Annotated in this window: 11 protein-coding genes; 9 read left to right on the forward strand and 2 right to left on the reverse strand. The window is 41.7% G+C overall.

Annotated features, from left to right (window positions below):
* Nucleotides 1-5 precede the first annotated feature (5 nt).
* The 7 genes from BQ2683_RS01840 (at nt 6) to ruvX (ending at nt 9,058) form a co-directional block, all read left to right on the forward strand.
* The gene (locus tag BQ2683_RS01840) at nt 6-1,268 is read left to right on the forward strand and encodes a dihydroorotase (protein WP_069987056.1); all 1,263 of its coding nucleotides are present in this window, start codon (nt 6-8) and stop codon (nt 1,266-1,268) included.
* A 20-nt stretch (nt 1,269-1,288) separates the two neighbouring features.
* Complete coding sequence (pyrF, locus tag BQ2683_RS01845) at nt 1,289-2,203, forward strand: orotidine-5'-phosphate decarboxylase (RefSeq protein WP_069987058.1); 915 nt, start codon at nt 1,289-1,291, stop codon at nt 2,201-2,203.
* Between the two features lie 44 nt (nt 2,204-2,247).
* Nucleotides 2,248-3,399, forward strand: coding sequence for a glutamine-hydrolyzing carbamoyl-phosphate synthase small subunit (gene carA, locus BQ2683_RS01850; RefSeq protein ID WP_069987060.1), 1,152 nt, complete (start codon nt 2,248-2,250; stop codon nt 3,397-3,399).
* 62 nt (nt 3,400-3,461) lie between these two features.
* The gene (carB, locus tag BQ2683_RS01855; protein WP_069987062.1) at nt 3,462-6,665 is read left to right on the forward strand and encodes a carbamoyl-phosphate synthase large subunit; all 3,204 of its coding nucleotides are present in this window, start codon (nt 3,462-3,464) and stop codon (nt 6,663-6,665) included.
* A gap of 82 nt (nt 6,666-6,747) precedes the next feature.
* A complete protein-coding gene (locus tag BQ2683_RS01860; RefSeq protein ID WP_069987064.1) occupies nt 6,748-7,506 on the forward strand; it encodes a dihydroorotate dehydrogenase electron transfer subunit in 759 nt (252 codons plus the stop codon).
* On the forward strand, nt 7,506-8,417 hold the full coding sequence (locus BQ2683_RS01865) for a dihydroorotate dehydrogenase (RefSeq protein WP_069987066.1): 912 nt from the start codon (nt 7,506-7,508) through the stop codon (nt 8,415-8,417). Before BQ2683_RS01860 ends, BQ2683_RS01865 begins: the two co-directional genes overlap by 1 nt.
* A gap of 203 nt (nt 8,418-8,620) precedes the next feature.
* Nucleotides 8,621-9,058: a Holliday junction resolvase RuvX gene (ruvX, locus tag BQ2683_RS01870; RefSeq protein ID WP_069987068.1), complete on the forward strand. Its 438-nt coding sequence runs from the start codon at nt 8,621-8,623 to the stop codon at nt 9,056-9,058.
* A 190-nt stretch (nt 9,059-9,248) separates the two neighbouring features.
* Here ruvX and BQ2683_RS01875 read toward each other — a convergent pair whose 3' ends face one another.
* The gene (locus BQ2683_RS01875; RefSeq protein ID WP_069987069.1) at nt 9,249-9,446 is read right to left on the reverse strand and encodes a nucleic acid-binding protein; all 198 of its coding nucleotides are present in this window, start codon (nt 9,444-9,446) and stop codon (nt 9,249-9,251) included.
* A gap of 134 nt (nt 9,447-9,580) precedes the next feature.
* Nucleotides 9,581-10,738, reverse strand: a complete 1,158-nt coding sequence (locus tag BQ2683_RS01880) for an iron-containing alcohol dehydrogenase (RefSeq protein ID WP_069987070.1) — start codon at nt 10,736-10,738, stop codon at nt 9,581-9,583.
* A gap of 382 nt (nt 10,739-11,120) precedes the next feature.
* Here BQ2683_RS01880 and BQ2683_RS01885 point away from each other — a divergent pair, with 382 nt between their 5' ends.
* Complete coding sequence (locus BQ2683_RS01885; protein ID WP_083256325.1) at nt 11,121-12,365, forward strand: CapA family protein; 1,245 nt, start codon at nt 11,121-11,123, stop codon at nt 12,363-12,365.
* Nucleotides 12,366-12,416: 51 nt separating this feature from the next.
* Nucleotides 12,417-13,286 (forward strand): methylenetetrahydrofolate reductase [NAD(P)H], encoded by an 870-nt coding sequence (gene metF, locus BQ2683_RS01890; RefSeq protein ID WP_069987071.1) that lies wholly within the window; start codon nt 12,417-12,419, stop codon nt 13,284-13,286.
* Nucleotides 13,287-13,291 lie beyond the last annotated feature (5 nt).

Here is a 13,291-nt window from a genome sequence, read left to right on the forward strand (position 1 = left end):
GCTTCATGAGTATTTTACTCAAAAATGGAAATGTAGTGGGAAGCCAAATGGTATCCCAACAAAATATTTTAGTAGAAAATGGAGTAATCGCCTATTTAGGGAAAGATACCCCTGAGGCAGATAAAGTAATAGATTTGAATGGGTTAACTGTACTGCCGGGATTGATTGATATGCATGTACATTTACGTGACCCTGGTTTTACCCATAAGGAAGATATTCACACAGGCTGTTTGGCTGCGGCGGCAGGAGGGGTTACTTCTGTTGCGTGTATGCCAAATACCAACCCGGTTACCGATAGTGTAGAAGTACTGGAGTATATTTTAGATAAGGCAAAAGACGCTCCAGCACGGGTATATCCAGTAGCTAGCATTACCGAAGGATTAAAAGGAGACCAGCTTACCGATATGAAACGGTTGATACAGGCTGGTGCGGTTGCTTTTTCTGATGATGGTAGGCCGGTGGAAAACGCGGCATTTTTACAGCAGGCTATGATGGAAGCGGAACGCCTTGGAGTGAAAGTCATCTCCCATTGTGAGGATTTGAATATTATCAATGGAGGCATTATCAATAAAGGCGTTGTGTCAGAGAAATTAGGGTTGCCAGGGATGGATCGGACCTCTGAGGACAGCATTACAGCAAGGGAAATCGCTATTGCTGCCGCAACAGATACTTCTATCCACATTGCCCATGTTAGTACGGAAGGCTCTGTTGCGCTAATTCGGGATGCGAAACGCCGTGGTGTCAAAGTGACAGCGGAAACTTGTCCTCATTATTTTATTTTGACGGAGAGCAAATTATTAAAAAAAGATGCGGACTACCGTATGAATCCACCTTTGAGGGAAGAACGGGACCGTCTAGCTGTGTTAGAAGGGGTGTTGGATGGTACTTTGGATTGTATCGTAACAGACCATGCCCCTCATACAGCAGAAGAAAAAGCGGATTTTGTCAAGGCTCCAAACGGTGTTGTAGGACTGGAAACCTCATTGGCAGCAAGCTTAACCGCTTTGTACCATACTGGTATGTTGAGTCTTGTGGAGTTGGCAAATAAAATGTCCAGGACGCCGGCCAAAATCTTAGGGATTCCAGGTGGAAAAATAGCGGTTGGAAAACCAGCGGATCTGGCTATTGTGGATTTGGATGAGGAGTGGACGGTATATCCAGAATTACTCCATTCCAAATCAAAGAATACTGTATTTAAAGGTAGAAGTTTCCGTGGTAGGGTAAAAATGACCATGTGCCGTGGAGAAATCGTGTATGATATTTTATAAAGAAAGTGAGAATGTAAGCTATGTCTATGGATCGCCTGATTGAACGAATTATTGAGTTGAAAAACCCAACAGTAGCGGGATTGGACCCAAAACTGGATTATATTCCAGATTTCATTAAAGAATATGTGGTAGCGGAATACGGCAACACCATGCAGGCTGCTGCAAAAGCATTGTTCCATTTTAATAAAGGGCTGATTAAAGCGTTGTGCGATGTTGTTCCTGCGATCAAACCACAGTGTGCTTACTATGAAATGTACGGGTTTTATGGTATGGAAGCATTGCACGACACCATTGCCTATGCTAAGGAAAACGGTATGTATGTCATCACGGATGGAAAACGGAATGACATTGGAACCACCATGCAAGCATATGCCACTGCACATTTAGGAGAAACCCAACTGTTTGATGGTAAAAAAGCTGCGGCATTTGATGGTGATGCGTTGACAGTGAATGGATACCTAGGCAGCGATGGAATCAAACCACTATTGGATATTTGTAAAACCTATGATAAAGGAATTTTTGCTTTGGTGAAAACCTCCAATCCATCTTCTGGGGAATTGCAGGACAGATTACTGGATGGCAAACCTGTTTATGAAGTGATGGGCGAAATGTGTGAGCAATGGGGAGAAGAACAGCGCGGAAAATATGGCTACAGCTCAGTAGGCGCAGTAGTAGGCGCTACTTATCCGGAACAACTGACCACATTGCGTGAAAAATTGCCGCACACCTTTTTCCTAGTACCTGGTTATGGAGCCCAGGGTGGCGGAGCAAAAGATGTTGCCGGCGCATTTAAAGATGGTATTGGCGCGGTAGTAAACAGCTCCCGTGGTATTATGTGTGCTTATCAGAAAATGGGAATGGACGGCAGGGATTATGCCCAGGCTGCCCGTTTGGAAGCAATCCGTATGCGGGATGACATTAACAGTGTATTATAAATAATTATTTTTGGGATAGAACAGGATTGATTTAGGAGGTAACTATGTTAGAACATACCAAAAAAGCGTATTTGTTGCTGAGCGATGGTACCTTGTTTGAGGGATACAGCTTTGGGGCAACAGGCACAACTATTGGTGAGGTTGTGTTTACTACAGGTATGACCGGCTATGGGGAAACTTTAACCGACCCAAGCTATTATGGCCAGATTGTAACGCAGACCTTTCCTCTGATTGGAAACTACGGCGTCAACCAGATGGACCACGAAAGTGACCGCATTTACCTAAAAGGATATATTGTACGGGAGTGGTGTGACCAGCCATCCAATTTCCGCTGTGAAGGGGATATCAATACTTTTCTACAGCAACAGGGTGTAATTGGAATTTACGGCATTGATACCCGTAGCTTAACTAGAAAGATCCGCGAATTTGGTGTTATGAACGGCATGGTAACCACCGAGCCAATTACAGATAAAGAAGCAGCGTTAAAGCAAATCCGTGAATTTGAAATCACTGATGCGGTAAAATCTGTTTCCGGCAAACAGATTGTTGATTTTGTAGACAATATTTCGGACAAAATGACAGCGGTATTGCCTTCCACCAAACCAAATACCAATAACAATTTCCATATTGTATTGTTTGATTTTGGATATAAATATAATATTGCAAGATGCCTGGCAAGAAGGAATTGTAAAGTTACCGTTGTTCCATACAATACTACTGCGGAACAGGTGAAGGAATTGAACCCGGATGGCATTATGCTCTCTAATGGACCAGGTAACCCAGCAGAAAATGTGGAAGTAATTGAGACTATCCGAGAGTTAGTAAAAATGCAGATTCCGATATTCGGTATTTGTCTGGGGCATCAGTTAATGGCACTGGCAAATGGCGCAAGAACTGAAAAATTAAAGTACGGCCATCGTGGTTCCAACCAGCCAGTAATTGATTTGAATATTGACCAGACATTGGTAACCAGCCAAAACCATGGTTATGCCGTTGTAGGGGACAGCATTCCGGAAGGTGTTGGCAGAGTGAGCCATGTAAACGCAAATGATGGAACCTGTGAAGGGGTTGAATATTTTAACGCTCCAGCCTTTACAGTACAGTTCCACCCAGAGGCAAGAGGGGGTCCACTGGATACTGATTATTTGTTTGACCGTTTTATGAAATTGATCGAAGACCACAAAAGGAATCAATAATCAACCGAAAAACGAGTAGGACAAGCGGGCTACCGCAGTAAGATGAATTAGGAGGTTCACTCATGCCGTTAAGACAGGATATTAAAAAAGTACTTGTAATCGGTTCTGGTCCAATTATCATTGGGCAGGCCGCTGAATTTGACTATGCAGGCGCACAGGCGTGTACTGCTTTAAAAGAAGAAGGCTTGGAAGTTGTATTGATCAACTCTAACCCTGCTACGATTATGACGGATAAGGCAATGGCAGACCATATTTATATCGAGCCATTGACATTGGAATCCGTAAAACGGATCATTGAAATTGAAAAACCGGACAGCCTTTTGTCCACTTTAGGCGGACAGACTGGCTTGACCCTTTCCATGCAGTTGGCAAAGGATGGATTTTTGGATAAGCACAATGTAAAACTGTTGGGCGCAAACCCGGAAACCATTGATAAAGCGGAGGACCGCCAGGAATTTAAGGATACTATGGAGAAAATCGGACAGCCTTGTATCCCTTCCAAAGTAGTGGAAAACCTGGAGGATGCAAAGGCATTTGCCCATGAAATTGGCCTACCAGTAATTATCCGTCCAGCATTTACTTTGGGCGGTACAGGGGGCGGTATTGCGGAAACATTTGAGGAATTTGAAGAAATCGCCACAAACGGACTTCGCCTTTCCCCAATTACCCAAATCCTGGTGGAAAAATGCATCAGCGGTTGGAAAGAAATTGAATTTGAAGTAATCCGTGACTCCAAATCCAATGTAATCACCGTCTGCTCCATGGAAAATGTGGACCCAGTTGGGGTACATACTGGGGACAGTATTGTCGTTGCCCCTGCGTTGACTTTGAGTGACCGTGAATACCAGATGCTTCGTACTGCGGCATTGGATATCATCAATGAATTGAAAGTAGAAGGCGGCTGTAACTGCCAGTTTGCTCTGCACCCAGAAAGCTTTGACTATGCGGTAATTGAGGTAAACCCACGTGTGTCCCGTTCTTCCGCATTGGCTTCTAAAGCAACCGGTTATCCAATCGCAAAAGTGGCAACCAAAATTGCCATTGGGTATACATTAGATGAAATCGTGAACCAGGTTACCGGTTCCACCTATGCTTGCTTTGAACCAGCATTGGATTATGTGGTAGTAAAATTCCCAAAATGGCCATTTGATAAATTTGTTTATGCAAAAAGAAAACTGGGTACCCAGATGAAAGCTACTGGGGAAGTCATGAGTATTGGCACCACATTTGAGCAGGCAATGATGAAATCCGTCCGTGGGATTGAATTGGGACTGGATACATTGGATCTGCCAGAGTATCAGGATAAGACAGACGCAGAAATCGAAGAGTTATTATCCCAAGTAGATGACCGCCGTATTTTTGTGGTTTACCAGGCAGTAAAACGGGGAATTCCATTTGAACGGATTCATGAGATTACAATGTTTGACGAATGGTTCCTGGCAAAATTGAAAAATATCGCGCAAATTGAGGAAATGCTGGAACATCAGGAATTAACTGATGAACTCTACGCCCGTGCGAAAGATTTCGGCTTCCTGGACAGCACCATTGAACGTCTATCCGGACAGAAAATCCAAAATAAAAAGACTGCTGTTTATAAAATGGTTGATACCTGTGCCGCTGAATTTAAGGCGCAAACACCGTATTTCTATTCCACCTATGATGAGGAAAATGAAGCAGAACAGTTTATTGAACGCACCAATACTGGTAAGAAGAAAGTAATTGTATTTGGCTCCGGTCCAATTCGCATTGGGCAGGGTATCGAGTTTGACTACTGTTCGGTACACTGTGTATGGACGCTGAAAGAATTGGGTTATGAGGCAATTATCTGCAACAATAACCCAGAAACTGTTTCCACTGACTATAACACAGGTGACCGCCTGTACTTCGACCCAGTTTATATTGAGGATGTAGCCAATATTATTGCCACCGAAAAACCTTATGGTGTTGTAGTACAATTTGGTGGGCAAACAGCCATTAAACTGACCAAAAAATTACAGGAAATGGGTGTGCCAATTTTGGGGACTTCTGCCGACAGCATTGACGCTGCGGAAGATAGGGAACGTTTTGATGAAGTATTGGAGAAATGTGGAATCCCACGTCCAGCTGGTGAAACGGTATTTACAACGGAAGAAGCGTTGGCTTCTGCTGACCGTTTGGGCTATCCTGTGCTGCTCCGTCCTTCCTATGTATTGGGTGGACAAAATATGATCATTGCCCATTCTGACAAGGATATTATCGAATACATGGCGATTATTACTTCCCATGAAATTGAAAACCCTGTTTTAGTAGATAAATACATGATGGGCGTTGAAGTGGAAGTTGACGCTATCTGTGATGGAGAGGATTTCCTGATTCCAGGTATTATGGAACATATTGAACGTGCTGGAGTTCACTCTGGGGACTCGATTTCTGTCTATCCCGCACAGAACTTGTCTAAATCCATTCAGGAAACCATTATTGATTACACCCGTAAACTGGCTCTGGAATTAAAGGTATATGGTTTGTTAAATATCCAATATGTGGTATATAACGGTCAGGTATATGTCATTGAGGTAAACCCACGTTCTTCCAGAACGGTTCCATATATCAGTAAAGTAACCAATGTTCCAATGGTGGATTTGGCAACCAAAATTATGTTTGGCGCTAAATTAAAAGATTTGGGTTATGGTACAGGATTATATCCAGTAGGGGATTACGTAGCTGTAAAAGTTCCAGTATTCAGTTTTGAGAAACTGCACAATGTGGATATTCAGTTGGGGCCTGAAATGAAATCCACCGGTGAAGTTTTGGGGATTGCGAAAACCTTTGAAGACGCCCTGTTAAAAGGTCTGATTGCCGCTGGCTATGAAATGGGCGACAGACAGGACAAAAAAGGTGTGTTTATCACAGTACGTGACAGCGACAAACAGGAAGTTGTGGATGTAGCGGAAAAATTCGCGGATATGGGATACACCCTTTACGCTACCGCTGGAACTGCTAGCAGATTGAACAACAATATGATTCCAACAAATGTGGTGAAAAAGATCCATGAGGATCCAGAACACAATACCATGAAATTGATTGAAAGCGGTAAAATTGATTATGTGATTTCCACCTCCGCAAAAGGTAGGATTCCAGCACGGGATAGTGTAAAAATCCGCCGTAAAACAGTGGAATTATCCATCCCATGTTTGACTTCCTTGGATACCGCCAATGCGCTGGCTGACTGTCTGGCTACTCACCGCACCATCCAAGATGTGGAAATGGTTGATATCACAAAAATTTAGCCTTGTTACGTAAGGCGAAAACCAGATTGCACCATGTGGAATTTTCGCATGGTGCAATCGTACTATCTGAATAGGAGGCCGTATGAAAACAGGAAAATATTTGGTTTTAAAAAAAGAAAACCTGGCGAAAAATACCTATAGCCTGTGGATTAAGTGCCCAGAAGTAGCACAGGAAGCACAGGCAGGCCAGTTTGTACATGTAAAAGTGGAAGGCTTTAGTCTACGCCGCCCAATCTCTATCTGTGAAGTGACAGAAAAGGCAATCCGCATTGTATTTGATGTTCGTGGAGAAGGTACAGAAGCAATGACGAGGATAAACCAAGGGGATATGATTGACTTATTGGCTCCTTTGGGCCATGGGTTTACCTTGTTGGAACCAGAGAAACCAATTGTTGTATTAGGGGGAGGAATCGGCGTTCCACCAATGTTGGAAGTGGCAAAACACTATGGAACACAAGCCAAAGCGATTATTGGATTCCAAACTGCCTCCAAAGTGATTTTAAAGGAAGATTTCACCCAATATGGCGCTGATGTGACTGTGTGTACTGATGACGGGACAATGGGCGTTCATGGTTTTGTAACCCAGGCATTGGAAGAACATCTAAAACAGAGTACCCCTGCAATGATTTATGCTTGTGGACCCAAACCCATGTTAAAGGGGATTGTGGAGATGGCAAAACAGCACAACATTCCATGCGAGGTTTCTTTGGAAGAACGGATGGCATGCGGTGTAGGAGCCTGTCTGGTATGCCAGTGTAAACTAGTGAAAAATGGGGAAGAGTTCAGTGCTCATGTTTGTAAAGATGGCCCTGTGTTCCCAGCAGAGGAGGTGCAGTTCTAATGGCAGATTTATCCGTAAAAATTGCAGGAGTTCCATTTAAAAATCCTCTAATTACAGCTTCTGGAGCATTTGGTTATGGGAAGGAATATGAGCAATTATATCCTTTAAGTATATTAGGAGGAATTTCTACCAAAGGGACTACTTTGGAACCCCGTTTTGGAAATCCAGCCCCTAGGGTTGCGGAAACACCGGCTGGGATGTTGAACTCGGTTGGGTTAGAAAATCCAGGATTAGACCACTTTATTCAGGAAGGATTGCCTTACCTGTTGCAAAAAGATGTGACCATTGTTGCAAATATTGCGGGAAGCACGATTGAAGATTGTGTGGAAGTTTGCTCCCGTTTGGACGAAACAGATGTCCATATGATTGAACTGAATATTTCCTGCCCAAATGTAAAACACGGCGGCGCGGCGTTTGGAACTTCCTGCACTAGTGCGGCTGAGATTACAAAAGCCGTGCGGAAAGCGACCAAAAAACCGTTGATGGTTAAACTCTCCCCAAATGTAACCGATATTACCGAGATTGCAAAAGCAGTAGAGTCTGAAGGGGCGGATGCTGTATCTTTAATCAATACTTTGTTAGGGATGAGAATTGACATCAACAGCAGGCGTCCAATTCTAAAGCAGAATGTGGGCGGTATGTCTGGCCCAGCGGTTTTCCCAATTGCAGTGCGGATGGTTTGGCAAGTTGCCAATGCGGTAAATATCCCAGTCGTAGGGATGGGTGGTATTTCCCGTTGGCAGGATGCTGTGGAAATGATGATGGCTGGAGCGGCTGCGTTCCAGATCGGTGCGGCGTTATTCAGTAATCCGATGGCACCAATAGAAATTTTGGAAGGTCTAAACCAGTATTTAGAGGATAACGGTATTCAGACAGTGCAGGAAATTGTAGGCAGTGTACAGCCCTGGTAACTATTGTAAAATGGGTATTAGCAGTTGATTGAACGGTTTGACCGGGTTTTTATGATTGTAAACAGAAAAGCTGACAGTAAATAGAATTGTTTTTCTCATAAAAGGTTACAAAATTAAATATTTTAAAAATAAATTGCAGAATTTAATTGAGGAAAAACCTTTGTTCTGCACAATGATATAAAACATAAATTAGGAGATATGGTATGAAAATTATGGCGGTAGATTTGGGAGAAGCACGGACGGGGTTAGCGGTATGCGACCGTACCGAATTTTTGGCTTCTCCAATTGGTGTAATTCATGAAAAGAATTTTCATATGCTGGTACAAAAGGTTGCTGTTGCCGCCAAAGAATATGGCGTGCAGATGGTGATTATTGGTTTGCCAAAAAATATGGATGGTAGTTGTGGAAGCCGTGCGGAAAAATGCCAGGAATTTGCAGAAAAATTAGGGGAAGTTATCCCACTGCCGATTAAAATGTGGGATGAACGGCAGACAACCATGCTGGCAGAAAAATACTTGAATGAAAATGATATCCGTGGACAAAAGCGGAAAGATATGATTGATGAGGTAGCAGCTACTATTATACTGGAAAGCTATTTGGATTATCGGAAAAACCATCCAGAGGAAAAAGAGTCCATATAATCCTTGCATGAAAACAACAAATAAAAAAGCATCGGAGAAAAAATCTCCGATGCTTTTTTATTTGATTTAATAGGGAAGAAACCAGATAGTATGTTGTCTGGTTCCATACATGATAAAGCGTTATTCAGTGTCCTAGAATAAGCTAGTATCAGTCCTCTATGTAAGTCATCATTTCAGTAAATGATAGGATCTATTTGAGTTTTTCGATATCTTTTATATAAATAGAAACTTCCCCACATTTCGGGCAGATCGCAACTTTTGGTTTTCCCATTCTGCCACCAAATAATTTCTTTTCATCGGAAGATAGGACAATCCCATATCCAGCGCCCTCCACTTTTATTGCACAATTTTCTTTCATTTCACTACCACATCGAATACAATTTCTCATTTCCATACCTCCAAAATTTTCAACTATTTTATTATAATCAATAAAATGGCATAGTATCAATTTAGAAGAGATTTATTAGAACAAAGTGCGATTTGTATTTTAAGATGCAAATCTTGGCTAAAAGGCACGTCTGATTATAATGCTGCCATATAAATTTCTTTTACCTGTTCTGCATTTAATGGCATATAAGCGTGTTCCAGAGCGGAAGCTGCTTTTTGCGCCATAATATCCAGTTTTTCTGTTCCAATTCCAACTTCAGTTAAGGTAGATGGCAATCCCATCTCTTTGAAATAAGCAGCAGTTTGGTCGATTGCTTTATTTGCAATTTCATAGTCATCTAAATCGGAGGAAATCCCCCATACATTAATGCCATATTCCCTGAATTTTTTAACTGTATTGTCGTTTAATACATAACGCATCCAGTGTGGAGTTAAAATCGCAAGCCCTACGCCATGGGTAATATCATAATAAGCGCTAAGTTCATGTTCCATTGGATGGACTGTCCATTCCACTACTTTTCCAAGTTTTAGGAAATCGTTAATTGCCCAACTGCTCGCCCACATCAAATTTGCTCGGGCTTCATAATCATCTGGATGTTTGACAGCATAAGCTCCATAATGGATACAAGTCTTTAGCAGTCCTTCTGCCATACGATCCTGCATATAACCTTGGACATTGGAAAAATATGCTTCAAAGATATGGGACATAATATCCGCTGTACCAGCCGCTGTTTGATATGCGCTTACCGTTTCTGTATAGCTTGGATCCAAAATAGAAGCCATTGGTCGCATCAAAGGATGTCCTGTACCCAATTTATCGTTAGCATCCATATCAGAAATAACAGCGAAGGTATCCATTTCTGAACCCGTTGCGGAGAGAGTCAAGATGGTGACAATTGGCAGTACTTTTGTAACACAGCTGGCATCCTGTACAATATCCCATGGATCGCCGTCATAGCATGCCCCAGCAGCTACCACCTTCGCACAGTCAATCGTAGAGCCACCACCAATTGGCAATACAACTTCAATCCCTTTTTGCTTGCAGATTTGTACCCCTTTCCGTACTGTGGTAATTCTTGGATTGGGTTCCACACCAGAAAGCTCTTCATAAGTGAACCCGTTTTCTTTTAGAATATCAGTAACACGGTCGTAAATCCCATTTTTTTTGATACTGCCGCTACCATAGACAAGCAGAACTTTATTACCGTATGGTTTTAAAGCATCCGCTAAATGTTCTATTTGACCTTTCCCAAAATAAATTTTAGTAGGAATATGATAAATAAATTGTTCCATAATTGTTTCCTCCTTATCATAAATGATTCTATGTTTCAGTGTAGCACAATTAAAATCAAAACACAATAATGATATTTACTAAAAAATTCTATTTTTGTTCTGTAATATTCCAGTATGTCAAATAGGAGGCATTCAGGGTATTTGCCCATATTATTTTTGTTTTCTTAAAAGTAAACTTTATCCATATGTATATTTGTAATTTGAGTGTTTTTATGATTGATATAAGAAAAATTGATATCTAGAAATAATTAGAAACTTACAGGCGAAATCTTGAAAACAGTTGCCGTTTTAGGTTGTTTTTGGTATACTTGAAATAAGTAAAAATTACTCATATTATGCTTAAATATAGAATATGAAAGAGAAATTTGTTTGGAGGTAGCCTATGGCAGTACATCATAAAAAAGGAAAAGGAATAGCACGGCCGATACAACTGATTTTATTTTTTGTATTTGTAGCGGCGATTATTGGTTTTTTAGCTTGGATGGCGGTAAACGAGCAAGGAGATGTAAACCAATTTGAAACATCTTCTATTGCTTCTTCTGAAATAGAGTCTTCCCAAGAAACATCCTCTGAGCCTGAGGAGCCAAAAACAACTCAGGTCAGCCTAGTGGCGGTTGGAGATAACCTGATGCACGATACGGTAATTGACGGAGGGTTACAGCCGGATGGGACTTATAATTACGATTCCTATTTCCAGAACATCAAGCCGGATATTGAGCAAGCTGATGTGGCAATCATCAACCAAGAAACTATTTTAGGCGGTGCCTCTTTAGGGTATTCTGGTTATCCTTGTTTTAACTCTCCGCAAGAAATGGGAGATACTTTAGTCCGCACGGGTTTTGATGTAGTACAGCAGGCAAGCAACCATTCGATGGATAAAGGCTATCAGGGAATCCAAAACGCAATTGATTACTGGAAAACTAGCCATCCTGAGATTATGACATTGGGGTTGAACGAAACACCGGAAGAACAAAATGAAATTTCTGTTATGGAGAAAAACGGAATTAAAATGGCATTCTTAAACTATACCTATGGATTAAACGGTATCCCTTTACCGGAAGATAAGCCTTATTTAGTTGATATGCTGGATAAAGAAAAAATGGCGCAGGATATCGCCAAGGCAAAAACCATGGCAGATGTAGTGATTGTGCTTCCTCATTGGGGTACAGAATATGTATACGAGCCGGATAGTATGCAACAGGAGTACACTACGTTTTTTGCAGAGCAAGGAGTAGATATAGTCATTGGGACCCATCCTCATGTAGTGGAACCGGTGGAATGGGTTACTCGCCCAGATGGAAAACAGATGTTGGTTTATTACTCCTTAGGAAATTTAATTTCCTGTCAGGACAGGACTCCACGAATGCTGGGTGGCATGGCAAGGATTACAATACAAAAAACAGGGGAGGAAATCAGCATTACCAATGCAGGCATCACCCCATTGGTAACCCATTATGAAAGTCGCTCTAACTGGAATTTTGGCGTCTATAAATTAAATGAATACACGCAAGAATTGGCTTCCAGACATGGAATGCGTCGGCATGATAGCAGCTTTTCCTTAGAAGAATTAAATTCGTTAGCACAACAAGTATTAGGTGACTTTATTCAGTATCCAACATTAAATTGATAATGATGAATTAGAAAAAGGGCCTTTTTCGATAGAAAGGATTGGAATAGCATGAAAATAAAAGAGTTATATCAGGAAAACCAGCCTCAAATTTCTTTTGAGGTATTTCCACCTAAAAAAGAGAGTGACGCGGAAACCATTATGGCATCATTGGATCAGATGACAGCATTAAAACCAGCTTTTATTAGCGTTACCTATGGGGCAGGAGGAAGCGGAAACAGTGGTAAGACAACTGAAATTGCTTCTGCTATTAAAAATAAATTTGGCGTGGAATCATTAGCCCATTTAACCGCAATCACAGCGAAAAAAGAAACTATTGCTGCGACATTACAGGACCTAAAAGCACATCAGATTGATAATATTATGGCATTGCGTGGGGATATCCCAGTTGATTTTACAGGAGATCCTAATGGAGATTTTTTGTATGCGAAAGATCTGATTGCCTATATTAAAGAGCAAGGGGACTTTTGTGTTGGGGCTGCCTGTTATCCAGAAGGTCATATTGACTGTGCTGATTTACAGGCTAATTATGACCATCTGTTGCAAAAACAGCAGGCTGGTGCGGATTTTTTTGTATCCCAGCTGTTTTTTGACAACCAGCAGTTCTACCGTTTCTATGAGGAAGCTAGAAAACATGGCGTTACAGCACCGTTGATTGCGGGGATTATGCCGATTTTAGGGAAATCCCAGGTTCAGAGGATGATTTTCACCTGTGGAGTAAGTTTGCCTTCTCGTATCATCCGCATTTTACATCAATATGAAAATGACCCTGAGAGTCTAAGGCAAGCGGGAATCGAATATGCCTGTGAGCAGATTGAGGATCTATACCGTCATGGAATCCATCAAATCCATGTGTATTCCATGAATAAACCACATATCGCGCAAGCCGCGAAAACAAAATTTGACCAATTGACCAAATAGGAGAG

This window comes from Massilioclostridium coli (assembly GCF_900095865.1).
GTDB lineage: Bacteria > Bacillota > Clostridia > Oscillospirales > Ruminococcaceae > Massilioclostridium > Massilioclostridium facile.